Below are 25,904 nucleotides of genomic sequence, written 5' to 3' on the forward strand. Positions count from 1 at the left end.
CCCGTTTTTTTACGTCTGGAGAAATGGTTTATGGAGATCGTTTCGCGCGATCAGTGGTTCGAAGTTCTGAATTTGAGCGATGGCATTCGCCTGATTCACGAGCCGTATATTCGCCCGTTCTACCGCTGCAACCTCTGGCACATCCAGGGCCGCGACAGGGATCTGCTGCTCGACAGCGGTTCGGGACTGGTCAGCCTGCGCGAACAGTTGCCCTGGCTGACTGAACGGCCGCTGGTGGCCGTCGCCAGCCACTGCCATTTCGACCACATCGCCGGGCATCACGAATTCGCCGAGCGCCTGGTGCATCGCGCCGAAGCTGACATCCTCGCCGCGCCGGACGGCGAGAACGATTTGAGCCGGGCCTTCGTCGGCGACGACATGTTCGACGCGCATCCGGACTGCCCGCTGTGTTACGCCGAATACCGGGTCAAGGCTGCGCCTGCCACCGGGTTTGTCGAGGATGGCGACGTGCTGGATCTGGGCAATCGCACCTTGCAGGTGCTGCACACGCCGGGACATTCGCCGGGCGGGATCAGCCTGTATGAGGCCGCCACCGAAACCCTGTTCAGCGGCGACATCATCTATAACGGGCCGTTGATCGAGGACGCCTACCACTCCAATCTGCACGATTACGCCGCCAGCCTGCGGCGCTTGCAGGCGCTACCGATCCGCACGGTGCATGGCGGACATTTCGGCAGTTTTTCCGGCGAGCATCTGCGCTCGATGATTGACGAATGGCTGCGCGGGCACGCTTGAGGCCTGATGTTTGAGCTCCACCACAAAAGCAAAAGATCGCAGCCTTCGGCAACTCCTGCAGGAAACACATTCCCTTGTAGGAGTTGCCAAAGGCTGCGATCTTTTGATCTTTAAATAGAGCACTACCGCCGGCGAGGCTGACGCCGGCGCTGTTCGTCATCGGTGCGGATCGGTACGGGTTGCAGAGGCGGTTCGATCAAGCCGAGGGCAACACCCAAATCGTGCAGCCAGTTCTGAATTTTCTCTTTCATCGTCATGCCCCCTTCAGGGTAGTGCTGAGCGGCCGGAATTCTGAGGCCGCTTCGCACTGATAATAGTCCGAAGTCCTACGCAATGCTCGGCCAAATCCGCAATGATCTGTTACTGAATTGAACAGAATTACGATTGGTTGGTTCACGCCGTCTGCCGGGTTTCACTCGATGCCACGGGATAGAGCGCTTGCTGCTGTTCAATCCAGGCATTGAGGTTGGCCCCGACCATGCCCTTGCGCCACATGAGCCATGTTGTCGCACTGGCAAACGGTTCGGCCAACGGATGCACTGCAACGCTTTCGCGCCCCGGCAGACTGGCCAGCATCGATTCCGACATCAATGCCACACCGCTGCCGGCAATCACGCAGGCCAGCATGCCCTGATAGGACTCGATCTCCATCGCCCGGCCCATCGCCGCCTGATAGTGAACGAACCACGCCTCCAGCCGCGCGCGGTAGGCGCAACCATGACGAAAGGTGAATACCGCCCTGCCCTCGACCTCCTTGGCGCTGCGGATCGGCGGGTGGTCGGCTTCGCTGATCAGCACCAGACGCTCGTCGCACAACGGCACGCCGTCGATCCCGGCGAGTTGCGGTGGGCCGTCCACCAGCGCCGCATCGAGGCGCCCGGAGACCAAGCCTTCGAGCAATTCGCCGCTGGGTCCGGACTGCACTTGCAGGTTCACCGCCGGGTATTGCTTGTGATAGCGCGCCAACAGCGCCGGCAAATGGATCGCCGCCGTGCTGTACAGCGTGCCGAGGACAAAATCCCCGGCCGGTTGCCCGCCCATCACCGCCGCACTGGCCTGATCGCGCAGGGCGAACAGCTTGCCGGTGTAGTCCAGCAGGACTTTTCCCGCAGGTGACAACTGCAAACGCTGACGCTCACGAACGAAAAGTTCGACGCCCAATTGCTCTTCCAGTTGCTTGAGTCGGGTCGACAGGTTGGACGGCACTCGGTGCAGGCGTTCTGCTGCGCGGGTGATCGAACCTTCCTCGGCGACTGCCTGAAAGATCCGCAATTGGCTGAACTCCACGACCCTTCTCCATAACAGAACAAGTTACTCACTATTATTCAATTTTAAAGAAAGTCAATCGCTTCTAGCCTGACGGTCATTGCTCCTTCAAAGGAATCCTGACCATGTCGCCACTGATTCGCTTATCTGCCTGTTTCGTCGCCCTGATGATGGCCATGGGCATCGGGCGCTTCGCCCTCACCCCGCAACTGCCGCACCTGCTCAGCGAAGGTCAGGTCGACCTGACGGCCGCCGGTCTGATTGCTGCGGCCAACTACCTCGGCTACCTGCTGGGCGCGGTGGACGCGATGTTCGCCCACCGTCCGCAGCAAGTGCAGCGCCGGTTGCATGGCGGTTTGTGGCTGTGCGTGCTGCTGACCCTGGCATCGTTCTGGGCCAACGGCTTCTGGGCGCATTTGCTGCTGCGCTTCGGCACCGGAGTGGCGAGTGCCTGGGTGCTGGTGATGATTACGGCGCTGAGTCAACCACTGGCAGCGGCGGCAGGCCGGCCACGGCTGGGGGCACTGGTATTTGCCGGTCCCGGACTGGGAATTTTTCTGACCGGTCTGCTGGCACTGTTCTCACATCTGCTGAACCAGACATCTGCCACCTTGTGGCTGATCTATGCCGCCGTGGCGCTGGTGATGTTGCTGGGGATCGTGCGGATCCTGCCGCAACCGGGCGTGCACACACCGGTCGCCACCCTCAACGTCAGCCATTCGAATCGCGGCATTCCGCGTCTGGCACTGGTCTATGCGTTATATGGCGTGGGTTACATCATTCCGGCCACGTTTCTCTCGCAAATGGCCAACGCGCAGTTTCACGGGCAATGGCAGGCCGACCTGTTCTGGCCGTGCTTCGGTCTTGGTGCGGCGATCGGCGTGCTGTTGGTGAGCCTGCGTCGCCACGATCCGAACACCACGCGGCACTGGCTGACCGCCACGCTGTGGTTGCAGGCGCTCGGGGTGTTCGCCTGTCTGTTGGGCAGTACTTATGGCTTGGCGCTGGGGGTGATGTTGTGCGGCATGCCGTTTCTCGCTTGCATGCAACTGGTGATGCAACGCTCGCGAGAACTGGCGCCGCACGCAACTCAGCGCAACGCCGGGCTACTGACCGCATGCTTCGCCGTCGGCCAGCTCAGCGGGCCGTTGCTGGCGGCGCTGAGCAGCCATTTCAGCGGTGGTCTGCAACCGGCGCTGATCATTGCCGGCAGCGGTCTGCTGATTGCCGGCGGGCTTGCGCTGCAATCGGTCAGCGTTGGCCGAGGGCTTTGCGCAAACGCCGACGCACCCACTGTTCAGCGCTGACAAAGGTGATGCCGAGCAACACCAGCACCGCGCCGATGACGAAGTTCACGCTCAATTCTTCACCGAGCAGCACCACGCCGAACGTGACGCCGAACAACGGCGTCATGAACGAAAACACCGCAAGGTTAGCCGCCAGATAGCGGCGCAGCAGCCAGAACCAGGTCAGGTAACTGAAGAACGACACCACCAGGCCCTGGAACAGCACACTGGCCACCGCCACGGTGGTCAGGCTGACGTGGCTGATCTGGCCGCTGAACAGTGCGATCAACAGCAGACCGACGAAGCCGACGATCAGTTGATAGAACAGGGTCAACGTCACCGGTGCTTCCGACAGCCGTGACGCACGCACCACCACAGTGGTCGCGCCCCAGCAGGCACCGGCAATAACCCCGAACGCATCGCCCAGCAGCATGCGCCGGTCGAGGTTGTCCCACGACACGCCGCCAGCGAAGGCAATGGCGATACCGCCGAATGCGAGCAGAATCCCCAGCCATTGCAAAGGCCGCAGGCGTTCACTGGCCAACAGAAAATGCACGCCGAGCGCGGTGAAAATCGGCGCGGTGTAGAGGAACACCGACATGTGCGCGGCGGTGGTCAGTTGCAGGCCTTCGGCGATGAAGAAGAACTCCAGGCCAAACAGCGCACCGGCCAGCAGGCCGCCGCGCCAGGTGTTGCCCACCTGATCCCAGCCGCCCTTCCAGCACAGCAGCAAACCCACCAGTAACGCGGAAATCCCCGAACGCCCAGCCGCCTGCATCACTGGCGCGATGTCGGGCGCGGCCCACTTGATCATCACTTGCTGCACGCCCCAGATCAGACAGAGGCCGATCATTACCCGCAAGGCAAACCCGTCGGCATTGCGCCGCTCGACACTCACCGCAACACCTCGAACACACACAACATGGCAGCCGTCCAATGGTCAAAAATCTGTGTCGGGGATTATCAATCAGTCAGGCAGAAAAAGCCGTCTGAAAAAGACTTTGGATGCGTCAGTAACGTCACAGGCGAATGGTTGTCGGCTGCGCCGCCATTCGCGAGCAAGCTCGCTCCCACAGTCGACCGCACTTCCCCTGTGGGAGCGAGCTTGCTCGCGAAGGCGTCTGCCCAGACAACCAGGATTATGCAGCTGACCTCACAACTCGCTTCGCAACCAGGAAACCGACCGAGCAGGCAACAGCCGTGGCAAACGTCCCCCACGCCCAATCCAGCAAACTCACCTGCACCGACCACCCGCGCAATGTCGCCCAGTTGGTCAGGTCGTACGTGCCGTACGCCACCAGCCCCAGCAGCGCGCCCATCTTTGCCGCCCACTGCAAACTGGCCGCCGGTAACACCACAAACAGCACACAGCCGAAAACATACAGGCAATAAAAAACCGCTGCCGGAACCAGCAGCGGTTTTTCGAGCATCAGCGAACCGAGCAGTTCGCGATAAATTGGCGCCATCAGCACGCCGAGCCAGATACCGTCGAGCAACAGAAACACCAGCAGTGTGGCGCCATAGGCAATCAACGCTTTCTTCATCTGCAAACCCTCATGTAGGAGCTGCCGCAGGCTGCGATCTTTTGCCTTTGAAGATCAAAAGATCGCAGCCTGCGGCAGCTCCTACATGGGGCCGATGGTGGCTCAGGTTAGTTCAATGCGATCGGCATGAATGACGATCTTGCCTTCCTTGTACAGCGAACCAATGGCTTTCTTGAAGTTGCCCTTGCTGACACCGAACATGCTGCTGATCAGCGCCGGATCGCTCTTGTCACTGATGGCCAGCGTGCCGTTGCTTTCACGCAATTTGGCAAGAATCTTCGAACTCAGGCTGCTTGCCGCTTCCTGGCCAACCGGCTGCAGGCTAAGGCTGATCTTGCCGTCGGCGCGCACTTCCTTGATGAAGCCCTTCTCGCGCATGCCGGAACGCATGAACTTGAAGATCTCATTCTTGTGGATCAAGCCCCAGTGCTTGTTGTTGATGATCGCCTTGAAGCCCATGTCAGTGGCTTCGGCAACCAGCAAATCAACTTCCTGCCCGGCGCTGTAGTTGGCCGGGGTCTTGTCGAGGTAGCGATCCAGACGTGCGGTGGCGGTGATGCGGCGGGTGTGTTTGTCGAGATAGACGTGCACCACGCAGTACTCGCCAGCGGTCATCTGCCGCTTTTCTTCGGAATACGGCAGTAACAGATCTTTCGGCAGCCCCCAATCGAGGAACACGCCAATGCTGTTGACTTCAACTACTTTCAGGCTGGCAAATTCACCCACCTGAACTTTTGGTTTTTCAGTGGTAGCGAGAAGTTTGTCTTCACTGTCCAGATAAATAAAAACGTTGAGCCAGTCTTCATCTTCGCTGGGAATATCTTTAGGGATATAACGGTTGGGCAAAAGAATTTCGCCGTCGGCACCGCCGTCCAGATATAAACCGAAGTTAGTGTGTTTAACCACTTGCAAACTGTTGTAACGCCCGACTAAAGCCATTTTCCAGAACCCTCATTGCGTGGGCGGCATTCTACCCGGTTTTGCCCGTCTCGTTCGCTGGCTGAACGGGCGCCCCGGAAAAATCGGCGGAACGCCTTGATTTTGCTGATTCCGGAGCGACCGGGGCGCCACTCGTCAGACCATCGCAGGCACTGCCACGCCTTTTCACCGCAAACAATTTCACTCGTGGCGAATAAATGTTCGTATTTAAAACAGTAGCTTAGGGGGATATTTCGAATAATTAATCGAGAATAATCCACCCGCGCGCTCAGTTATTCCGGGGGATATTTATCAAGCAATTGTCAAGTTATTCCTGTACGATGCCTGGCCGAGTTACTTTTCTACAGGTTAATGGCCGCCATGCGTGTAAAAGCATCCACCAGCAAAGCAAAGCCAGCTCCAGCCGTTGAAACCAGCGAATCGATCAACGATCAGATCGCAGCGTTCCTCAAGTCCGGCGGCGAAATCCAGCAAATTGCCAAAGGCGTCAGCGGCCAGACGTTCGGTCCGTCCAAGCAGATCAGCCTGGGCAAGAAGTAACACCCGGTAATACACCCGTCCTGAGACGCTTTGAGCTTCGAAGCGTCTGGACTGGCACCCGCGCAATTCCCTCCAATCTGTTTAATCAATCTTTGAAAATCGACGAACGGCCATCATTGCCGCGCATTCGCCGGTATCCTTGCACGCGTCTGGATCAAGCGTTTCAGCAGGCTCAAGCCCTGCCCTCGCTGTTCATGGAGTGACGCATGCTCAAATCTTCCCGTTTATTGCTTGTAGGCCTGCTGGTTTGCTCGTCCGCGCACGCGCAGATTTTCCAGCGTGAACTCGGCGACTTCGACCTCAAACTCGGCACCACGCCCAGCCGCAGCATGGCTCAAGGGCTGGTCAAGCCGGCGGCAGTCGGCTCGTTCCACGGCGGCCTCGATCTGAGCCACGACAGCGGCCTGTATGTCGGCCAGTACGCACCGAGCATGGGCCTCACACCTGGCAAGAACCTCGAAATCGACTCCTACGTCGGCTTCAAACAACCTTTCGATCAGACCCTCGGCTACGAAGTCGGGATGATCCATTACAGCTATCCCAAAGTAGACACCCTCGACAGCCAGGAGCTGTTCGGCGGCCTGACCCTGCTCGGCAGCCGCTTCGGTGTGGCCGTCAGCAACGACCCGGACAAACAGAACAACACGCTGTTCGCCGACCTCGGCGGCAATCAGCCCTTCGGCATCGGGATCAGCATGAAATACACCACCCACCAACTGAACACGCCGGTGTCGGTGGACGGTGGTTATGTCAGCAGTTTTACCGATTGGTCAGTGAAGTTTTCCCGACCGTTCATGGGCGTCGATCTCGATCTGATCTACAGCAATTCCAACCTCAGCGGCAGTGAATGCTCGGCGTACTCGGGACACAACAGTCAGTGTGACGGCCTGGTGACACTGAAGGCCGAGCGCGCATTCTATTGATCGGCTGAACTGCCGGGAGCCTCCTGCGTTCACATGAGAATCAGACGTCAGGCTCTCGCAAGGATTCGCTCATGTCTCGCTGGTTCAAACACCTCGCCACCCTGCTGATCTTCACCCTCGCCCTCGGCGCCTGCAGCCGCGTCGGCCTGGCCTATCGCAATCTCGACGTAATCATTCCATGGACGCTTGGCGACTACCTGGACATGAACGGCGAGCAGAAGGACTGGTTCAACGAACGGCTCAAGGAGCACCTGAACTGGCACTGCACCACGCAATTGCCGGGCTACCTCGACTGGCTGGATCGCTTGCAGGCAATGGTCGAAAGCAATCAGGTAACGGACGCAGCACTGCAAGCGCGAACTCTGGAAGCGAAAAAAGCCATCGCCGAAACCGCACGCCAGATCACACCCTCGGCCATCGAATTGCTGCAAGGGCTGGACGATAAACAGGTCGCGGAAATGAACGACGCGTTCGCCAAGGACCTGCGCAAACGTGAAAAGGAATACGTCAAACCGCCGCTGGCGCAGCAGATTGCTGAACGCGGTGCACGCATGGACAAGCGCCTGACCGACTGGCTTGGCCCGTTGAGCGTTACTCAGGAACAACGAGTGATGGCATGGTCGACGTCACTGGGTGATCAGAATACCCAGTGGATCGCCAACCGCGCCCATTGGCAGCAGCAGTTCATAAACGCCGTTGCCCAGCGTAAGAGTCCGGAATTCCCGCAGCGAATCGAGACGCTTCTGGTCAATCGCGAGCGTTTATGGACAACGGACTACCAAAAAGCCTACGCCAACACCGAGGCACAGGCGCGTTCGCTGGCGGTTGATCTGATGGCCGAGAGTACACCGCAGCAGCGTCAGCGGTTGTTGAAGAAGATCGAGGGTGTGCGCAAGGACTTCAATGATTTGAAGTGTCTGAAGGCTGCAAGGCAAGAATAGAAGATCAGAAGATCGCAGCCTTCGGCAGCTCCTGCACATAACCCTGCAGGAGCTGCCGAAGGCTGCGATTTTTTACTTTCAGGCAATCTGCGCCTTTGACGCCACGACATCAAATGTCGCTTCATCCAGCGCATCCTCCTGCTCATCCAGCACCTGCCGCGGATGATCATTGCCGGGGATGCTGCTGTCGATCAAGCTCAAAAGGCTGGAACCACGCGGGGTCAGAATAAAATTGTTGCCGGTACTGCCCATATGATCCGGGCGCGGTTCGATAAATCCACGGTCAAGCAACAAGCCTTCATATTCGCAGGCCACCGTTTTCAGGTGATCCAGATTCTCGATCGGCTCGCCGGCGCTGGCCTTAGCCGCTGCATAGTCCTCAGCGTATTTTCGCGGCGCGAAACTTTCGCCAGCACTGTTCTGCACTTCATGCAGCAGGCGTTCAATCAAATCCCAGTTATAAGTCGTCATCCTGATTCAACCTCCGGTGCGCGTGATTTGGGGCGCTGTCATAGGTTGTGACCCGAGCGTGCCGCAGCCGTTCAGACGCATTTTTTACGGCGACCGACCGGCGGTCTGTCGAATTGATCGTGGGTTAAACGACTAGTCTGACAGAGACGGTTTCAACCCCCGCAGGAGAAATCATCATGAACGTCGAGAATCATCCGGTGGTATCGCGCGAAGAATGGCTCGCTGCGCGCAAACAGCATCTGGCCGACGAAAAGGCCTTCACCCGTGAGCGCGACCGCTTGAGCGCCAAACGCCGCGCATTGCCCTGGGTCAAAGTCGACAAGGACTACCGCTTCCACGGCCCGCACGGCGAGCTGAAACTGGCCGACCTGTTCGGCCAACACAGTCAATTGATCGTTTATCACTTCATGTTCGCCAAGGACTGGGAAGAAGGGTGTCAGGGCTGCTCGTTCCTGTCCGACCACATCGACGGCGCGAACCAGCATCTGGCGCATCACGATATTGCGGTGGTGGCGGTTTCCCACGCACCGTTCGAGCAGTTCCAGGCCTTCAGGCAGCGCATGGGCTGGAAATTCGACTGGGTGTCGTCAGACGGTTCCGATTTCAACTACGACTTTGGCGTTTGCGCCAGAACCGAAGACGCCGAAGCCGGAAAGGCTACCTACAACTACGAAAAGACTGACAGCGCCGAGGAAGAAATGCCGGGGCTGAGTGTGTTTTATCGCAATGAATCCGGGGAGATTTTCCATACCTATTCAACTTATGCCCGTGGGCTGGATATGTTGGTAGGGGCCTACAACTATCTCGACCTCACGCCCAAGGGCCGCAATGAGGACGAGATCATGGAATGGGTACGACACCACGACCGATATGAGAGAGAAACAAAATCCAGTTGCTGTCATGGCAGTTGATAAACCTGTGGGGGCAAGCCTTGCTGGCAGCCACAACTCTGAACTTTTTATGTCATCCAGCTCTCCACCGGTTAACCCGCCTTAACCGGAACGGAGGCCCGCCCCCATGAAAACCCTGCTCAAACTCACTCTCGCCGCCACCCTCGCCTGCGCCCTGCCCGTCTGGGCCTGCACGCCAGAAGAGGCCACTGCCAAACGTGAACAACTGGCCAAGGAAGTGGCCAAGCTCACCCAACAGAATCCGGCCAAGGCCAAGGAGATCAACGCCGAGTTGCAAAAGATGGACTTGGGCACGGCCAGTGCGGATTTGCCGGACAAATGCCAGTTGATTGATCAGCGCTTGAAGGAATTGGGGACGGCTGAGAAAAAAGCCGAGGGTTAAAAACAAGATCAAAAGATCGCAGCCTTCGGCAGCTCCTACATCGATCCCTGTAGGAGCTGCCGAAGGCTGCGATCTTTTGCCTCTGAAAATGCACCAGTGCATTTATTTTCTTGCACAAACGCATATCCTGACTAAGGTTACATCGAGCAAGGAGATCGGCACCGTTCATCGCAGATGAAAACCGTTAACCACCGATCGCTCGGCAATACCGCAACACAACCACAAGCTGGACGCTTGTTTTCATTCATGGAGGACTGAAAATGTTAACCACTCAAGCAACATCGTTTACCGGCGAGAGCCTGCCAAGGTGCCTTGTTGGCCACCTGCTCGACCCGCAACTGGTCGAGGTTGAAGCCACTGCGCAAACCGCGGCACTGGCCGCTGCCAACCTCAACTTCACGATGCAGAAACAGACTCAGACCAACTGGTGCTGGGCCGCCGTTTCCGCTTCGGTCGGCAACTACTACGGCACCGGGTCATGGACTCAGTGCGGCGTCGCCAGCACCCAACTGGACCGCAATTGCTGCAGCCAGCCGGGGCCGTGCAACGTCTACGGCTATCTGGATTCGGCCCTGCAGACCACCCGCAGCTATAACGGGATGAATCAGGGTTCGCTGCAGATGTCGGCGATTCAGAACCAGATCAACATGGGCCGCCCGGTCGGCCTGCGCTGTGCCTGGTATGGCGGTGGCGCGCACTTCCTGGCGATCTACGGCACCAACGGCAACTACGTGCTGATCGCCGACTCGATCTACGGTTACTCGACCCGCGCGCTGAACTCCTTCCCGGGTTCGTACAACGGCGGCGGCAACTGGACTCACACTTACTTCACCGCGAAAAACTAGGAGGGCGACATCATGCAACTGACTTATCCAAAGGCGCCTTCCAACGGCGTACAGACTTTGCGTCCGGTGCTGCAAGCCGCGCTGCAAAACCAGGGCTTCGGCATCAACCGCCAGTTCGCCAACGCGGCACCGGCCAAAGTCAGCCTCAGCGAAGCCTACCGCGGCTACTCGCTGACACTCGACGATCTGAGCAAGGGCAAGGGTCTGAAAGACGCACGTATCGGCGACTGGCATTACCTGGTGTTTGCCGACGGCGTTAGCATTGCCGATGCGCAACTGGCCGAGGTGCGTGGCCATGTCGAGTTCGCTTCGCTGAACCACGGCACCCGGGCCGCCGACACCGTGGGCGCGTTGAAACTGGCGGAACAGGCGCCGCAATTGCAGGGCAAGAGCGTTGAACTGCGGGTGTTGTTTGTCTCGGCACTGCACGTCGTGGCGATCTGGCTGCACGCTGACGGTGAAGATGTACTGATCCCGATCGAGCCGACGCCGAAAGAGCTCGGGGACTCGCGGTTGTACAGCGAAGCCGCGTTGCTCGCGCTGCTCAAACCGGCGGCAGATCGCGCCAGACAGCGCTTTGACGCAGACACCAGCGGACAGTTGGGGAACTGACAAACCCTGCGCATAAAAAAACCCGGACACTGTCCGGGTTTTTTATTGGCCGCTTGAGACGACTTATTCAGCCGCTGGCTCTGCCGGCTTGCGACGCTTGAGCGGGGCCATGCCGTCGCTGCTCACCAGCGAATCCGGCTTTGGACGGTTGGCACTCTTGCGCTTGGTCGGGGTCTTGGCGGCGGTTTTCTTCTTGTCGCCCTTGGCGTCGGTCTTTTTCTTCTTCACGCCGACGGCTTTGCCCGAGGCCTTGACCTTTTTCGGTCCGCCGTAGGTGCCTTTGACTTCCTTGATGGTGCGGCGCTCGAAGCTCTGCTTCAGGTAGCGCTCGATGCTCGACATCAGGTTCCAGTCGCCATGGCAGATCAGCGAGATCGCCAGACCGTCGTTGCCGGCACGGCCGGTACGACCGATGCGGTGCACGTATTCGTCGCCGCTGCGTGGCATGTCGAAGTTGATCACCAGATCCAGGCCATCAACGTCCAGACCCCGGGCCGCGACGTCGGTCGCTACCAGGATCTTCACACCGCCCTGCTTCAGACGATCGATCGCCAGTTTGCGATCCTTCTGGTCTTTCTCGCCGTGCAGCACGAACGCCTTGTATTCCTGAGCCACGAGGCGGCCGTAGATGCGGTCGGCCATGGCACGAGTGTTGGTGAAGACGATGGCCTTCTGGTAGGTCTCGTTGGCCAGCAGCCAGTTGACGATCTGTTCTTTATGCTGGTTGTGGTCGGCGGTGATGATCTGCTGACGGGTGGTCGAGTTCAGCTGGCTGACCGCGTTGAGTTGCAGGTGCTCTGGGTTGTTCAGCACCTTGGCGATCATCTCGCGCAGGCCGGAACCGCCGGTGGTGGCGGAAAACAGCATGGTCTGCTGACGGTTCGGGCATTCGTCGACCAGACGCTGCACGTCTTCGGCGAAACCCATGTCGAGCATGCGGTCGGCTTCGTCGAGCACCAGCACTTCGACTTCTTTGAGGTCGAGGTTGCCGGCGTTGAGTTGCTCGATCATCCGGCCCGGCGTACCGATCAGGATGTCCGGTACCTTGCGCAGCATCGCCGCTTGCACCTTGAAGTCTTCACCGCCGGTGATCAGGCCGGACTTGATGAATGTGAACTGCGAAAAGCGCTCGACTTCCTTCAGGGTCTGCTGGGCCAGTTCGCGGGTCGGCAGAAGAATCAGCGTCTTGATGCTCACGCGAATCTTCGCCGGGCCGATCAGGCGATTGAGGATCGGCAGGACAAAAGCGGCGGTTTTGCCGCTACCGGTTTGCGCCGTCACCCGCAGGTCACGCCCCTGGAGCGCCAGCGGAATGGCCGCTGCTTGCACAGGCGTTGGCTCGACAAATTTCAGCTCGGCCACGGCTTTGAGCAGGCGTTCGTGCAGGGCGAATTGGGAAAACACGGGTGCTACCTCGAAGATATGCAAAAAAACAGCTGCATAGGTTACCGGTTTCGAGCGCTCAGGCCGAGTTTCTTTATACAAACGGACGTAATCAGTGGCTTTTTTGTTGCTCGATTTGTCTCCAACGGTAATACACAGCGTCTTAAATGCTCTAATCGCCCATCGCGTCTTACAGAAGAATCGTTGCTCACATGGATTTCAAACAGCTCTGGCTCAACGCCCAAGACCTCTGGGGTGCCCTCGAACAGCACCCGTTCCTGCAATCCGGCCTGGCGCTTATGTTGCTATTGGTGATCGCGCTGGTCCTCGGACGAGTGGCGCGCTATCTGATCCTGCACGCCAGCCGCATGCTCGGTCGCCAGCCGGCCCTGCACTGGATCAACGACTTTCGCCACAACAAAGTGTTTCAACGTCTGGCGCAGATGACCCCGTCGCTGGTGATCCAGTTCGGCCTGCACCTGGTGCCGGAACTGAGCAAAACCGCGATGACCTTCCTCGGCAACGTGGCGCTGTCCTTCACCATCCTGTTCCTGCTGCTGTCGGTCAGTGCCCTGCTCAATGCGCTGCTGGACATCTACGCGCGCACCGAACACGCCCGCACCCGCTCGATCAAGGGCTATGTGCAACTGGCGAAAATGGTTCTGTACGTGTTCGGTGCGATCATCATCGTCGCCACGTTGATCGACCGTTCACCGCTGTTGCTGCTCTCTGGTCTGGGTGCGATGTCGGCGGTGATTCTGTTGGTCTACAAGGACACGTTGCTGTCGTTCGTTGCCAGCGTGCAACTGACCAGCAACGACATGCTGCGGGTCGGCGACTGGATCGAAATGCCGCAAGTCGGCGCCGATGGCGACGTGGTCGACATCACTTTGCACACGGTCAAGGTGCAGAACTTCGACAAGACCATCGTTTCGATCCCGACCTGGCGCCTGATGTCCGAGTCGTTCCGCAACTGGCGCGGCATGCAACAGTCCGGCGGGCGACGGATCAAGCGCAGCCTGTTCATCGACGCCAGCGGCGTGCGCTTCATTCGTGACGATGAAGAAGAGAAGTTGAGCCAAGTGCACCTGCTGACCGGCTACATGGGCCGCAAGAAAGCCGAACTCAAGGCGTGGAACGAGGCGCAAGGAAACGTCGCGGCGATGTCGGCCAACCGCCGGCGCATGACCAACATCGGCACCTTCCGCGCTTATGCGCTGGCGTATTTGAAGAGTCACCCGGAGGTGCAGCCGAACATGACCTGCATGGTGCGGCAGATGCAGACCACGGCGCAGGGAATTCCGCTGGAAATCTACTGCTTCACGACCACCACGGTGTGGGCCGATTACGAGCGGATTCAGGGGGATATTTTCGATTATCTGCTGGCGGTGCTGCCGGAGTTTGGCTTGAGCCTGTATCAGCAGCCGAGTGGCGGGGATTTGCGTACCGGGTTGCTGCCGGCGGTGCTCGGTTCGGCGCACATTCCGGAACCGCAAAAACACCTGATGTAACCCACAATTCATGTAGGAGCTGCCGAAGGCTGCGATCTTTTGATCCTCAAAACATCAAAGGCAAAAGATCGCAGCCTGCGGCAGCTCCTACAAGGGTTATGCGGTGCTTTTGATACCTAACCGGCTGATCCATACGGCCGCCAGGATGACACTCCCGCCAAGCAACAGCCTTCCCAACTCCTCATGCTGATTCCAGATCAGCAGGTTCAGCAGCAAGCCCACCGGCACATGCAGGTTGTTCATCACCGCCAGCGTGCCGCCGTTGACCATGCACGCGCCCTTGTTCCACCAGTACATGCCCAACGCGGTCGAGACCAGTCCGAGAAACAGCAACACGCCCCATTGCAGGGGTGCTTCGGGCAGGAAGTTGGCTTTGCCGAACAGCAGAAATGCCGGCAACACCACCGCCAGTGCGCCGAGGTAGAAGAAGCCGAAACGCCGGTAATGCGGCAGATCGCTCGGGTATTTTGCTACCAGATGCTTGTACAGCACCTGCCCTGCCGCGTAGGTGAAGTTGGCCAGTTGCAGCAGCAGGAAGCCCATGAAGAAATCCGGACTGATGCTGTCGAAACGAATCACCGCCGCACCGCCCACCGCTACCAACGCGGCCACCAGCGCCCACGGATTGAAGCGGCGGTTCAGCGCATCTTCGATCAGCGTCACGTGCAGCGGCGTGAGGATGGTGAACAGCAACACCTCCGGCACCGTCAGCACGCGGAAGCTCAGGTACAGGCAGACGTAGGTGATGCCGAACTGCAACGCGCCGATCAGCAGCATGCCGCGCATAAACGCCGGTTCCACCGAGCGCCAGCGGGTCAGCGGAATGAACACCAGCCCGGCCAGCACCACACGCACCAGCACCGCGAAGTAGCTGTCGACGTGCCCGGCAAGGTATTCGCCGATCAGACTGAAGGAAAACGCCTGGATCAGCGTGACAAAAAGTAGATAGCCCATGGTCGCCTCTGTTTCGAATGGCGGCGACGATAGCCGGTTTTACATTCCGCAACCAACACAAAATCCCCTGTAGGAGCTGCCGCAGGCTGCGATCTTTTGATCGTAAAAAACAACATCAAAAGATCGCAGCCTGCGGCAGCTCCTACAGGGATAGCAGTGAATCAGAGAAATCCCAGGCAAAAAAAAGCCCGATCTCGCTAAAGCGTTCAATCGGGCTACAGCACTCAGGAGCAACAAGTGCAAAGGGAGGTTCGATGCGCGTAGAGCCTTGAAGGGGTTGCGCCAGGTCACTTAAACAAGCGGCGATTATCTGGCGATTAACATATCAAGCGACCTGGGACAGTTTGGCGTTGGCCTGATTCAGGCCCTTCTCCTGGAAGTCACCGCCCAGGTTCATGCCTTCGGCGTGAATGAAGGTCACGTCATGGATGCCGATGAAACCCATTACCTGACGCAGGTACGGTTCCTGATGGTCGGCCGGGCCGCCGGCGTAGATCCCGCCGCGAGCAGTGAGCACGTAGGCACGTTTGCCGCTGAGCAGGCCTTGCGGGCCGGTTTCGGTGTACTTGAAGGTCACGCCGGCACGCAGCACGTGGTCGAGCCAGGCCTTGAGGGTGCTCGGGATCGCGAAGTTGTACATCGGCGCAGCCATCACCAGTACGTCGGCGGCGAGCAGCTCGTCGGTCAATTCGTTGGAGCGCTCCAGCGACGATTGTTCGCTGGCATTGCGCTGCTCGGCAGGCTTCATCCAGCCGCCCAGCAGGTTGGCGTCCAGGTGTGGAACGGGATTCACGGCGAGGTCACGCACGGTGATCTGATCGTTGGGATGCGCCGCTTTCCACTGACCGATGAAGGTCTGGGTCAGTTGACGGGAAACCGAGTCTTGCTGGCGGGCGCTGCTTTCAATGATCAGAACGCGGGACATGGTGTGTAGTCTCCATCCGAGAATGTTGTAGGTCGATGGAGTGAAGGTTAAACAGGGTTGTATCGATGAAAAAGCGCAAATAATTGCTGCAAAAGATCGAATAATTCGTTTAGATGCTGACACGTACCCTTGTAGGAGTGAGCCTGCTCGCGATAGCGGTGTGTCAATCGACGCATTCTCTGACTGATACACCGCTATCGCGAGCAGGCTCACTCCTACAAGGGATCGACCGTTATTTCGGGCTGCAGCTCAGGTCGATGCGCAGTCTGATGATTTCGCGGGAAAACTTGGCCGTGGCATTCGTATGCTTGCGGGCCGGGATTTCGATGTTGCGCGTACGCGGTGCTTCCGGGCCATTGTTGAAAACGACTTTGCAGGTCGCGTCGACATCACCGTAGTTGGCGACCCGGATGGAGCCGATGTCTTTGTCGGTGTCGAAGGTCTCGTAGTCGATCTTCAAGCCATTGAGGTTCTTCTGCACATCGATCGGGTAAGCAAACGCAGTCAGCGGCAGCAACGCGAGCACCACACAACAGAATTTTTTCATTCGCCAGTCTCCATGAGGGACGGCCAGCTTAGGACAAGAGGAGCTATTGATGAAAGCGCCCCGCGTGACCCTTGATCAATGGCGAACATTGCAGGCGGTGGTCGACCACGGTGGTTTCGCCCAGGCCGCCGAGGTTCTGCACCGTTCGCAATCGTCGGTGAGTTATACCGTCGCCCGCATGCAGGACCAGCTCGGCGTGCCGTTGCTGCGCATCGACGGACGTAAAGCGGTGCTCACCGAAGCCGGCGGCGTACTGCTGCGCCGCTCGCGGCAACTGGTGAAACAGGCCAGTCAACTGGAAGACCTCGCCCACCACATGGAGCAAGGTTGGGAAGCCGAGGTGCGGCTGGTGGTCGATGCGGCTTACCCGAGCGCACGCATCGTGCGGGCGCTGACCGCATTCATGCCGCAGAGTCGCGGCTGCCGCGTGCGTCTGCGCGAGGAGGTGTTGTCGGGGGTCGAAGAGGTCTTGCTCGAGGGCGTGGCCGATCTGGCGATCACCGGCCTGAGCATCCCCGGCTACCTCGGCGCGGAATTGAGCGACGTCGAATTTGTCGCGGTCGCCCACCCGGATCACGCGCTGCATCGACTCAATCGCGAACTGAGCTTCCAGGACCTGGAAACCCAGATGCAGGTGGTGATTCGCGACTCCGGCCGCCAGCAACCACGCGACGTCGGCTGGCTCGGCGCCGAACAGCGCTGGACCGTCGGCAGCCTCGCCACGGCTGCCACGTTCGTCAGCAGCGGCCTGGGCTTTGCCTGGCTGCCACGACACATGATCGAACGGGAATTGAAGGAAGGCACGCTCAAGCTGCTACCGTTGGATCAGGGCGGCAGCCGCAACCCGAGCTTCTATCTGTATTCGAACAAGGACAAACCGCTGGGCCCGGCCACACAAATCCTCATCGAACTGTTGCGTACCTTCGACACCTTGCCGCTGGACGCACCGTTCGCCGCCCCCGAGCAAGCCTGACACGGAGTTCACCGATGGCCTATTTCGAGCACGAAGGTTGCAACCTGCACTACGAGGAATATGGCCACGGCACACCGTTGCTGCTGGTTCACGGACTCGGTTCGAGCACCCTGGACTGGGAAATGCAGATCCCGGCGCTGGCGGCGCACTACCGGGTGATCGTTCCGGACATACGCGGTCACGGTCGCTCGGACAAACCTCGCGAGCGCTACAGCATCGCCGGGTTCAGCGCCGATCTGCTGGCGTTGATCGAACACCTGAAACTCGGCCCGGTACATTACGTCGGGCTGTCGATGGGCGGGATGATCGGCTTTCAGTTCGGCGTCGATCAGCCGCAAATGCTGAAAAGCCTGACCATCGTCAACAGCGCCCCCGAGGTCAAACTCCGCAGCCGCGACGATTACTGGCAGTGGTTCAAGCGCTGGAGCCTGATGCGCGTGCTGAGTCTGGCGACCATCGGCAAGGCGCTGGGCGGCAAACTTTTTCCCAAGCCTGAACAAGCTGATCTGCGGCAGAAAATGGCCGAACGCTGGGCAAAAAACGACAAACGTGCTTATCTCGCCAGCTTCGATGCGATTGTTGGCTGGGGCGTTCAGGAACGACTTTCCCGGGTGACCTGTCCAACCCTCATCGTCACTGCCGACCGTGACTACACACCGGTGGCACTGAAAGAAACCTATGTAAAACTGCTGCCCGATGCGCGGCTGGTGGTCATCGCCGATTCGCGCCACGCCACCCCGCTCGATCAACCCGAACGCTTTAACCAAACGCTGCTGGCGTTCCTTGCCACAGCCGATACTCAATCTCAGGATCACTGACCCATGCTGAAAAAACTCGCCCTCGCCGCCGGCACCGTGCTGTTTGCTGCCAACCTGATGGCTGCCACGCCTGCAAAAGCACCGCACGTGCTGCTGGACACCACCAACGGCCAGATCGAAATCGAACTGGATCCGGTCAAAGCGCCGATCAGTACCAAAAACTTTCTGGATTACGTCAACAGCGGCTTTTACACCAACACCATTTTCCATCGCGTGATCCCGGGCTTCATGGCTCAGGGCGGCGGTTTCACGCCACAGATGCAACAGAAAGAGACCAAGGCACCGATCAAGAACGAAGCCAGCAATGGCCTGCACAACGTTCGCGGCACCTTGTCGATGGCCCGTACCTCCAACCCGGATTCGGCCACCAGCCAGTTCTTCATCAACGTCGCCGACAACGCCTTCCTCGATCCGGGCCGTGACGCCGGTTACGCAGTATTCGCCAAAGTGGTCAAAGGCATGGACGTGGTCGACATCATCGTCAACTCGCAGACCACCACCAAACAGGGCATGCAAAACGTGCCTGTCGACCCTGTGATCATCAAGTCGGCCAAAGTCATCGACTAAGCTGTACAGGGCGTTTCGAGCGGCGCTGGCCTGAAGCCACGCCGCTCACACCGATAAAAGGAGAGCCCGGCATCCGGGCGGTTATCTGATGCTCTATCGCCGTTTCGAACAACTGATCGACATATTCCGCGACGCCCCCACGGCGTCCCCGCCGGATCGTGTCTGGCCCTTCTATACCTATTACCTCAAGCAGGTCTGGTCGAGTTTTGCCGCCCTGCTGGTGGTCGGCCTGTTTGCCGCGTTGATCGAAGTGGCGCTGTTCAGCTACCTGAGCCGCATCATCGACCTGGCCCAGGGCACGCCCAACCCGAATTTCTTCAGCGACCACGCCCTCGAACTGACGTGGATGGTGGTGGTCGCCCTGGTGCTGCGGCCGATCTTTTTCGGCCTGCACGATCTTCTGGTGCATCAGACCCTGAGCCCGGGGATGACCAGCATGATCCGCTGGCAGAACCACAGTTACGTGCTCAAGCAGAGCCTGAATTTCTTCCAGAACGACTTCGCCGGGCGCATCGCCCAACGCATCATGCAGACCGGCAACTCGCTGCGTGACTCGGCGGTGCAAGCGGTGGATGCGCTGTGGCACGTGGTGATCTACGCGATCAGTTCGCTGGTGCTGTTCGCCGAAGCCGACTGGCGCCTGATGATTCCGCTGCTGACGTGGATCGTCGCCTACATCGGCGCGCTGTATTACTTCGTGCCACGGGTGAAAGAGCGTTCGGTGGAAGCTTCCGACGCGCGCTCGAAACTGATGGGACGAATCGTCGACGGCTACACCAACATCGCCACCCTCAAGTTGTTCGCCCACACCAACTTCGAACAGCATTACGCCAAGGAAGCCATCGAAGAACAGACGGTCAAGGCGCAGATGGCCGGTCGCGTGGTGACCAGCATGGACGTGGCGATCACCACCATGAACGGTCTGCTGATCGTTGGCACCACCGCGCTGGCGCTGTGGCTGTGGACGCAGTCGCTGATCACTGTTGGCGCGATCGCCTTGGCCACCGGGCTGGTGATCCGCATCGTCAACATGTCCGGCTGGATCATGTGGGTGGTCACCGGCATTTTCGAGAACATCGGCATGGTCCAGGACGGTCTGCAGACCATCTCGCAACCGGTCAGCGTCACCGATCGTGAGCAGGCCAAACCGCTAGCCGTGGCTCGCGGCGAAGTGCGCTTCGAGCACGTGGATTTTCACTACGGCAAGAAGAAAGGCATCATCGGCGACCTCAACCTGACGATCAAACCCGGTGAGAAAATCGGCTTGATCGGGCCGTCCGGTGCCGGCAAATCGACCCTGGTCAACCTGCTGCTGCGCCTGTACGACGTCGAGGGCGGACGCATCCTGATCGATGGGCAGAACATCGCTGAAGTCGGCCAGGAAAGCCTGCGCGCACGCATCGGCATGATCACGCAGGACACCTCCCTGCTGCACCGCTCGATCCGCGACAACTTGCTGTACGGCAAGCCTGATGCCACCGACGCCGAACTCTGGGACGCGGTGCACAAGGCCCGCGCCGACGAGTTCATTCCGCTGCTGTCGGACGCTGAGGGCCGCACCGGTTTCGATGCGCACGTCGGCGAACGCGGGGTGAAACTGTCCGGCGGTCAGCGTCAGCGCATCGCGATTGCCCGGGTGCTGCTCAAGGACGCGCCGATCCTGATCATGGACGAAGCGACCTCGGCACTCGACTCGGAAGTCGAAGCGGCGATTCAGGAAAGCCTGGAAACCCTGATGCAGGGCAAAACCGTGATCGCCATTGCTCACCGTCTCTCGACCATCGCTCGCATGGATCGGCTGGTAGTGCTGGAAAACGGCAAGATCGCCGAGAGCGGCACCCACGCCGAACTGCTGGCGCATCGCGGGTTGTATGCGCGGTTGTGGGCGCACCAGACCGGGGGATTTGTCGGAATCGATTGATCACAAAAACCTGATTTTGTGAGCTTTTGTGGCGAGGGAGCTTGCTCCCGCTCGGCTGCGCAGCAGGCGCAAAGCCCGCCAACTGTGCGAGTCTGACACTACCGGTGCAGATAGGTTTGGGACAGCTTGCTGTCCAGCGGGAGCAAGCTCCCTCACCACACAATGCCTGCCCGCCAGAAAACCGCCAGAGCCCGCCAAACACGGGCTCTGGCGGTTTTTTCCTGGCTGCTGGAAATCCATCCAAAGCGTGCTGTACTCAGCCAAGGTTCCAGCACGGAACCTGTCGTAAATTGCAAGGAAGCACAACTCGATACAGTCTCGATAGCACGCCTATCAAGGACTCTCTCATGTCTCTGTTCAAACGTTCAGTTACTGAGTTGTTGGGTACGTTCTGGCTGGTTCTGGGTGGTTGTGGCAGTGCGGTGCTCGCCGCGTCTTCGCCTTTGGGGATTGGAGTGCTGGGGGTGGCCCTGGCGTTTGGTCTGACGGTGCTGACCATGGCGTTCGCCATCGGCCACATCAGCGGCTGTCACCTCAATCCTGCGGTATCAGTCGGGTTGGTGGTCGGCGGGCGGTTTCCGGCCAGGGAGCTACCCGCCTACATCATCGCCCAGGTGCTCGGCGCGATACTCGCCGCCGCGCTGCTCTACTACATCGCCAGCGGCAAGGAAGGCTTCGATATCGCCGCCGGCCTGGCCTCCAACGGTTACGGTGAGCATTCACCAGGCAAATACTCAATGGCGGCCGGGTTTGTGACCGAACTGGTGATGACCGGGATGTTCGTGATCATCATCCTCGGCGCCACTGACAAACGCGCCCCGGCGGGACTCGCACCGATTGCCATCGGTCTGGGTCTGACGCTGATTCACCTGATCTCGATTCCGGTCACCAATACCTCGGTCAACCCGGCGCGCAGCACCGGGCCGGCGCTGATGGTCGGCGGCTGGGCGATTGCACAGTTGTGGATGTTCTGGGTCGCCCCCTTGATGGGTGCAGTAATTGGCGGCGTAATCTATCGCTCGCTGGGTGCTGAAAAGAACTGAATATCGCTCGACTCAAAAGGCGCATCGCTATAACTGGCGATGCGCCTTTTAAACTAACAAGCCAGCAACATCAAACATCCTGAAACAGCGAAATCGCTGACATCCCCGAACATCCGTATTACTTTAAAAGCGTGAACCCCAGCAACTTTCTTCACACACTAAAACATTAGCTTCTCAAGGACTGAGACATGAATACTTTGATCAACAGCATGATTGCCCTTGCACTGGCTACTGGCCTGATGCAAAGCAGTGCGTTCGCCGCCGAAAACGGAACCACCAATGTTTATCGCTGCCAGCAGTACAGCGACGACTTCAAGAATTACATCTGGAAGTTCAAACGCTTTTATCATGAAGCGAACACTGCCGAAGAGTTCATGAATACCGATTCCGCCAAGACATTGGGTTTAAAGAACTGCAAAGTCTGGCTGGACAAAGATAACGCCACCCATTGGGAGTGGTAACAGCCGATCGATATGGGTTGTATCAGGCGCACACTGCCACTTCGAGCAGAGTCGCGCTTTGATGTCGGCAGCTTCCAATAACGGAAACTCTGGCGATCACGCACGTCACGCACTACCAAACCAATTCGCATAGAACAACACTAAAAATCGAGTCAACTGAAAATGAAAAACTACAAAACCATTATCCTGTCCTTATTCATCGCTGCCACTTATTCCGGTTTCGCCTCGGCGATGCTGTCGCCAACCGTGGACAGTGACACTCCTATTGGATTCAACATCGCCGAAGCGTTGTCTGAAGTACGCCCGGAAATAAAGTGCTCGGTAAATGGCGGTACCGGCGTTACGCAATGCGAGCGACCGGCCAACGTATACACTTGCAGAATTGCCAAAAAACCCAGCCTGATGATTTATTATCACTCGTCGATTGCCACTATCGAAGAGTTTGACAAAGTGGCCGCCGAGAAAGGCCTGGCAAATTGCTTTGCCGGTGCAGGTTTCTAACTTCTTGTCTTGGCCTGTTTAATAGCGGGGCACACCTACAGTGAAAAGCACAAGGCCCGAATCATTTCGGGCCTTGTGCTGTCACCTTGCAATTCGTGCCATCACACCCGGTGAATACATCAGGTCTGTTTATAAGGAAGAGCGGTGACCGCCTCTGCTGCATAAGCCAACACCCCCGCACGTTCCTGCTGCAAAAAGTCTTTTACTGCGGCCTTCAGACCCGGATGACGCAGGTAGTGCCACGAGTGGGTGATCACCGGTTCAAAACCGCGAATCAGTTTATGTTCCCCCTGAGCTCCCGCATCAAAGCGCTGATACCCCTGCGCAATCGCATAGTCCATGCCCTGATAGAAACACGTCTCGAAGTGCAGTCGGTCAAACTCGGCCAGACAGCCCCAATAGCGTCCGTAGAAGCTGTCGCCCCCGACCAGACTGAAGGCCATCGCCACCGGCCGTGAACCCTGCCTGGCGAAGACCACCCGAATCGCCTCCGGCATCCGCGCAGCCAGCAGACTGAAAAACTCCCGCGTCAGGTATGGCGCCTGTCGGCGCACGGCATAAGTATTGGCGTAGCAGGCGTAGACAAAATCCCATTGCGATTCGTCCAGTTCGCGCCCCTCCAGCCATTCGAACTCGAAGCCCTGCCCCGCCACTTGCTCGCGCTCTTTACGCATCTGCTTGCGCTTGCGCGAGCTGAGCACGTCGAGAAAATCCTGGAAGTCTCCGTAACCGCGATTCTGCCAGTGATACTGACAGCCGATGCGCTGCAGCCAGCCCGGCTGCTCGATCATCGCGGCATCGGTGAACGGGTCGGTGAAGTTGATGTGCGCGCTGGAAAGCCCTTCGATTTCCAGATAACCCGGCAGGCTCTTGAGCAGCTCGAAACCGTCCTCGACCCGGGCGGCCAGCAAGCGTGGCCCGCTGACCGGACTGAACGGCACCGCCGTCAGCAGCTTGGGATAGTAATCGATGCCGGCCCGGGCACAGGCATCGGCCCAGCCGTGATCGAACACGTACTCGCCGTAGGAATGCCACTTGCGATAACTGGGCAGCGCAGCGATCAACCGACCGCCTTCAACGTGCAGCAGATGCTCGGGCTGCCAGCCGGTATGGGGTCCGACGCTGCCGCTGTCTTCCAGTGCGCTGAGGAACGCATGGCGCAAAAACGGCTGGTTCTCGGGCACCAGCGCGTCCCATGTCGCCGGGACGATTTCTGACAGGTTTTGCAGACGTTGCAACGGCATCAACTGGCTCTCCACATCTTGGCGTCAAAGCCCCGCGAGTATCGCTGATCGGCATCCATTGCACACGCTCATTCGGGCGACAGTGCTCTAGCTCAATAGTTCACGAGGACTTTGTATCGTCATCGACATGACATCACTTAGCCACTGCTCTGTCATAAACCATCGCGATACTCGCTCCTGTTTTTAGAGCGCCGGGTTCTACCCGGACACTGTTTTCCGACGTGCGCGTCGGTGTGCCCAGGATGGTTCAGCCATCCCCTCTCATCTTCGGAGATTGCTATGCGTCTTGCTTCCACGAAAACTGCGGCGGCCCTGTGCGGTGGCCTGTTGCTGGCCATGAGCGTTCCGGCCAGTGCTGCAGTCGACGCCAAACTGCTCGACATGCTCAAGGCCAACGGTTCCATTTCCCAGGCGCAGTACGTCGAACTGCAGACTGAACTGGCCAAGGATCAGAAGGCCCAGCAAATCGCGCAACAGGCGCAGCAAGAGACCAACGAGCAGATCGCGGCAACCGCGAAGAAAACCAACGAGCTGAGCTCCTTCGACCAGAAACTCGCCTGGGCCGCCAAGACCCAGTTCAAGGGTGACGTACGTATTCGTCAGGAGACCGTCAAGATCGACGGCGAATCCAACAACGGTGGCCGTGACAAGGATCGCCAGCGTATCCGCGCACGTCTGGGTGCTTACACCGAGATCAACCCGCAAGTGGACACCGGTATTCGTATCGCCACCGGCGGCGGCGACGATGCCCGCTCGACCAACCAGGACATGGACAACTACTTCGACAAGAAGCAGATCTGGCTCGACCTGGGTTATATCGACTATCACCCGGACGCGATCAAGAACCTGCACGTGATCGGCGGCAAGATGCTGCAACCGTGGGTCAGCATGGGTGACGTGATCTGGGATAGCGACATCAACCCGGAAGGTCTGGCCGTTACCTACAAATACCCACTGGGCAGCAGCGCCGAACTGTTCGGCAGCCTGGGTAACTACACCCTCAAGGACAACGTCGACGGCGAAGGCGTGCAATTTCGCCACGACCTGCGCCTGACCGCTGGCCAGTTGGGCAGCCGCTTCGCGATCACCGACAACCTGAAACTGACCTTGGGCGGCAGCGTCTACGCCTACCAGAACGACGAAGACAGCCGCTGCACCGGGACGTCCACACCGTGCGCGCTGTCGGTCAACGGCAACTCGGCCAACAACGAGTTCCGCCTGTACGAAGGTTTCAGCCAGATCGACATCGGTGGCCTGCCAATGCCGCTGTCGTTCTACGGCCAGTACGTGAAGAACAACGATGCCGTGACCGACGCCGATACCGCGTGGCTGGTCGGCGCCAAGTCGAAAGTCTTCGGTCTGAACCTGGATTACAACTATCGTGACGTACAGCGTGACGCCGTGGTCGGCGCGTTCACCGACTCCGACTTCGCCAACGGCACCACAGGTTCCCGTGGACACAAGTTCAAGGTCGGTTACGACATCGACAAGAACTTCGCCATCGGCGCCACGTACTTCCTGACCAAGGCCGACTTCTCCAGCCGTACCCAGCGTGACGCAGACACCAACACCCTGCAGCTGGATGCGGAAGCGAAGTTCTAAAACGCGTCACCCTCTAGCCTGACGCGGGCGGGACGATC

At 58.8% G+C, this 25,904-nt stretch carries 29 protein-coding genes; 18 read left to right on the forward strand and 11 right to left on the reverse strand.

The annotated features are described in order from the left end of the window. Positions 1 to 30: 30 nt before the first annotated feature. The gene (locus JN524_RS11240; protein ID WP_202369376.1) at positions 31 to 756 is read left to right on the forward strand and encodes an MBL fold metallo-hydrolase; all 726 of its coding nucleotides are present in this window, start codon (positions 31 to 33) and stop codon (positions 754 to 756) included. Positions 757 to 878: 122 nt separating this feature from the next. On the opposite strand, the gene JN524_RS27330 is transcribed toward JN524_RS11240, so the two are convergent. Together JN524_RS27330 and ptrR are read right to left on the reverse strand one after the other, a co-directional pair. After that, positions 879 to 1,007, reverse strand: coding sequence for a PA1414 family protein (locus tag JN524_RS27330; RefSeq protein WP_003184145.1), 129 nt, complete (start codon positions 1,005 to 1,007; stop codon positions 879 to 881). A 142-nt stretch (positions 1,008 to 1,149) separates the two neighbouring features. After that, positions 1,150 to 2,043 carry a putrescine utilization regulator PtrR gene (gene ptrR, locus JN524_RS11245; protein WP_027614570.1) on the reverse strand — a complete coding sequence of 298 codons (894 nt, stop codon included), beginning with the start codon at positions 2,041 to 2,043 and terminating at the stop codon, positions 1,150 to 1,152. 104 nt (positions 2,044 to 2,147) lie between these two features. Between ptrR and JN524_RS11250 the strand changes: the two genes are divergently transcribed. Continuing rightward, positions 2,148 to 3,329 (forward strand): MFS transporter, encoded by a 1,182-nt coding sequence (locus JN524_RS11250; RefSeq protein ID WP_202369377.1) that lies wholly within the window; start codon positions 2,148 to 2,150, stop codon positions 3,327 to 3,329. Here JN524_RS11250 and JN524_RS11255 read toward each other — a convergent pair. From JN524_RS11255 to JN524_RS11265, 3 genes are all read right to left on the reverse strand, one after another. After that, the gene (locus tag JN524_RS11255; protein ID WP_202369378.1) at positions 3,274 to 4,206 is read right to left on the reverse strand and encodes an EamA family transporter; all 933 of its coding nucleotides are present in this window, start codon (positions 4,204 to 4,206) and stop codon (positions 3,274 to 3,276) included. The two genes, JN524_RS11250 and JN524_RS11255, sit on opposite strands and share 56 nt — an antisense overlap. A 241-nt stretch (positions 4,207 to 4,447) precedes the next feature. Next, positions 4,448 to 4,852 carry a DUF2177 family protein gene (locus JN524_RS11260; RefSeq protein ID WP_202369379.1) on the reverse strand — a complete coding sequence of 135 codons (405 nt, stop codon included), beginning with the start codon at positions 4,850 to 4,852 and terminating at the stop codon, positions 4,448 to 4,450. Positions 4,853 to 4,954: 102 nt separating this feature from the next. Beyond that, positions 4,955 to 5,791, reverse strand: coding sequence for a CvfB family protein (locus tag JN524_RS11265; protein WP_202369380.1), 837 nt, complete (start codon positions 5,789 to 5,791; stop codon positions 4,955 to 4,957). A gap of 351 nt (positions 5,792 to 6,142) precedes the next feature. On the opposite strand from JN524_RS11265, the gene JN524_RS11270 reads away from it, so the two are divergent. The 3 genes from JN524_RS11270 to JN524_RS11280 all read left to right on the forward strand — a co-directional run bounded on the left by JN524_RS11270 (position 6,143) and on the right by JN524_RS11280 (position 8,195). Next, on the forward strand, positions 6,143 to 6,331 hold the full coding sequence (locus tag JN524_RS11270; protein WP_016985943.1) for a hypothetical protein: 189 nt from the start codon (positions 6,143 to 6,145) through the stop codon (positions 6,329 to 6,331). Positions 6,332 to 6,537: 206 nt separating this feature from the next. Next, a complete protein-coding gene (locus JN524_RS11275; RefSeq protein WP_202369381.1) occupies positions 6,538 to 7,254 on the forward strand; it encodes a TorF family putative porin in 717 nt (238 codons plus the stop codon). A gap of 71 nt (positions 7,255 to 7,325) precedes the next feature. Further along, positions 7,326 to 8,195, forward strand: coding sequence for a DUF6279 family lipoprotein (locus JN524_RS11280; RefSeq protein WP_202369382.1), 870 nt, complete (start codon positions 7,326 to 7,328; stop codon positions 8,193 to 8,195). A 78-nt stretch (positions 8,196 to 8,273) separates the two neighbouring features. On the opposite strand, the gene JN524_RS11285 is transcribed toward JN524_RS11280, so the two are convergent. After that, positions 8,274 to 8,666 carry a transcriptional regulator gene (locus JN524_RS11285; RefSeq protein ID WP_123586851.1) on the reverse strand — a complete coding sequence of 131 codons (393 nt, stop codon included), beginning with the start codon at positions 8,664 to 8,666 and terminating at the stop codon, positions 8,274 to 8,276. A 176-nt stretch (positions 8,667 to 8,842) separates the two neighbouring features. On the opposite strand from JN524_RS11285, the gene JN524_RS11290 reads away from it, so the two are divergent. The 4 genes from JN524_RS11290 to JN524_RS11305 all read left to right on the forward strand — a co-directional run bounded on the left by JN524_RS11290 (position 8,843) and on the right by JN524_RS11305 (position 11,416). Further along, on the forward strand, positions 8,843 to 9,577 hold the full coding sequence (locus tag JN524_RS11290; protein WP_202369383.1) for a DUF899 domain-containing protein: 735 nt from the start codon (positions 8,843 to 8,845) through the stop codon (positions 9,575 to 9,577). A gap of 106 nt (positions 9,578 to 9,683) precedes the next feature. Beyond that, on the forward strand, positions 9,684 to 9,959 hold the full coding sequence (locus JN524_RS11295) for a hypothetical protein (protein ID WP_202369384.1): 276 nt from the start codon (positions 9,684 to 9,686) through the stop codon (positions 9,957 to 9,959). Positions 9,960 to 10,219: 260 nt separating this feature from the next. Then, positions 10,220 to 10,804, forward strand: a complete 585-nt coding sequence (locus tag JN524_RS11300; RefSeq protein ID WP_202369385.1) for a papain-like cysteine protease family protein — start codon at positions 10,220 to 10,222, stop codon at positions 10,802 to 10,804. A gap of 12 nt (positions 10,805 to 10,816) precedes the next feature. Next, on the forward strand, positions 10,817 to 11,416 hold the full coding sequence (locus JN524_RS11305; RefSeq protein WP_202369386.1) for a hypothetical protein: 600 nt from the start codon (positions 10,817 to 10,819) through the stop codon (positions 11,414 to 11,416). 63 nt (positions 11,417 to 11,479) lie between these two features. On the opposite strand, the gene JN524_RS11310 is transcribed toward JN524_RS11305, so the two are convergent. Next, on the reverse strand, positions 11,480 to 12,820 hold the full coding sequence (locus tag JN524_RS11310) for a DEAD/DEAH box helicase (protein ID WP_041070247.1): 1,341 nt from the start codon (positions 12,818 to 12,820) through the stop codon (positions 11,480 to 11,482). A 191-nt stretch (positions 12,821 to 13,011) separates the two neighbouring features. On the opposite strand from JN524_RS11310, the gene JN524_RS11315 reads away from it, so the two are divergent. Continuing rightward, on the forward strand, positions 13,012 to 14,310 hold the full coding sequence (locus tag JN524_RS11315; protein ID WP_095138585.1) for a mechanosensitive ion channel family protein: 1,299 nt from the start codon (positions 13,012 to 13,014) through the stop codon (positions 14,308 to 14,310). Between the two features lie 96 nt (positions 14,311 to 14,406). Here JN524_RS11315 and JN524_RS11320 read toward each other — a convergent pair whose 3' ends face one another. The 3 genes from JN524_RS11320 to JN524_RS11330 all read right to left on the reverse strand — a co-directional run bounded on the left by JN524_RS11320 (position 14,407) and on the right by JN524_RS11330 (position 16,736). Beyond that, positions 14,407 to 15,264 carry a carboxylate/amino acid/amine transporter gene (locus JN524_RS11320; RefSeq protein WP_202369387.1) on the reverse strand — a complete coding sequence of 286 codons (858 nt, stop codon included), beginning with the start codon at positions 15,262 to 15,264 and terminating at the stop codon, positions 14,407 to 14,409. A gap of 325 nt (positions 15,265 to 15,589) precedes the next feature. After that, positions 15,590 to 16,189: an FMN-dependent NADH-azoreductase gene (locus tag JN524_RS11325; protein WP_096796629.1), complete on the reverse strand. Its 600-nt coding sequence runs from the start codon at positions 16,187 to 16,189 to the stop codon at positions 15,590 to 15,592. A gap of 232 nt (positions 16,190 to 16,421) precedes the next feature. Then, positions 16,422 to 16,736: a 3-phosphoglycerate kinase gene (locus tag JN524_RS11330; RefSeq protein ID WP_202369388.1), complete on the reverse strand. Its 315-nt coding sequence runs from the start codon at positions 16,734 to 16,736 to the stop codon at positions 16,422 to 16,424. Positions 16,737 to 16,785: 49 nt separating this feature from the next. On the opposite strand from JN524_RS11330, the gene JN524_RS11335 reads away from it, so the two are divergent. The 7 genes from JN524_RS11335 to JN524_RS11365 all read left to right on the forward strand — a co-directional run bounded on the left by JN524_RS11335 (position 16,786) and on the right by JN524_RS11365 (position 23,020). Next, complete coding sequence (locus JN524_RS11335; RefSeq protein WP_027614550.1) at positions 16,786 to 17,709, forward strand: LysR family transcriptional regulator; 924 nt, start codon at positions 16,786 to 16,788, stop codon at positions 17,707 to 17,709. 14 nt (positions 17,710 to 17,723) lie between these two features. After that, positions 17,724 to 18,527: an alpha/beta fold hydrolase gene (locus JN524_RS11340; RefSeq protein WP_202369389.1), complete on the forward strand. Its 804-nt coding sequence runs from the start codon at positions 17,724 to 17,726 to the stop codon at positions 18,525 to 18,527. Between the two features lie 3 nt (positions 18,528 to 18,530). Continuing rightward, a complete protein-coding gene (locus JN524_RS11345) occupies positions 18,531 to 19,094 on the forward strand; it encodes a peptidylprolyl isomerase (RefSeq protein ID WP_095138580.1) in 564 nt (187 codons plus the stop codon). 88 nt (positions 19,095 to 19,182) lie between these two features. Next, on the forward strand, positions 19,183 to 21,015 hold the full coding sequence (locus tag JN524_RS11350; RefSeq protein ID WP_202369390.1) for an ABC transporter ATP-binding protein: 1,833 nt from the start codon (positions 19,183 to 19,185) through the stop codon (positions 21,013 to 21,015). Positions 21,016 to 21,362: 347 nt separating this feature from the next. Continuing rightward, positions 21,363 to 22,058, forward strand: coding sequence for an aquaporin Z (aqpZ, locus tag JN524_RS11355; protein ID WP_202369391.1), 696 nt, complete (start codon positions 21,363 to 21,365; stop codon positions 22,056 to 22,058). A 188-nt stretch (positions 22,059 to 22,246) separates the two neighbouring features. Further along, positions 22,247 to 22,519: a hypothetical protein gene (locus JN524_RS11360; RefSeq protein ID WP_202369392.1), complete on the forward strand. Its 273-nt coding sequence runs from the start codon at positions 22,247 to 22,249 to the stop codon at positions 22,517 to 22,519. A gap of 162 nt (positions 22,520 to 22,681) precedes the next feature. Continuing rightward, positions 22,682 to 23,020, forward strand: coding sequence for a hypothetical protein (locus tag JN524_RS11365; RefSeq protein ID WP_202369393.1), 339 nt, complete (start codon positions 22,682 to 22,684; stop codon positions 23,018 to 23,020). 119 nt (positions 23,021 to 23,139) lie between these two features. Here the strand turns inward: JN524_RS11365 and JN524_RS11370 are convergent, their stop codons facing one another. Beyond that, positions 23,140 to 24,264 (reverse strand): GNAT family N-acetyltransferase, encoded by a 1,125-nt coding sequence (locus JN524_RS11370; RefSeq protein ID WP_202369394.1) that lies wholly within the window; start codon positions 24,262 to 24,264, stop codon positions 23,140 to 23,142. Between the two features lie 279 nt (positions 24,265 to 24,543). On the opposite strand from JN524_RS11370, the gene JN524_RS11375 reads away from it, so the two are divergent. Next, positions 24,544 to 25,866, forward strand: a complete 1,323-nt coding sequence (locus JN524_RS11375) for a putative porin (RefSeq protein WP_123586864.1) — start codon at positions 24,544 to 24,546, stop codon at positions 25,864 to 25,866. Positions 25,867 to 25,904: the final 38 nt, after the last annotated feature.

Origin of the sequence: Pseudomonas sp. MWU318 (assembly GCF_016756945.1) — a bacterium.
Classification (GTDB): Bacteria; Pseudomonadota; Gammaproteobacteria; order Pseudomonadales; family Pseudomonadaceae; genus Aquipseudomonas; species Aquipseudomonas putida_A.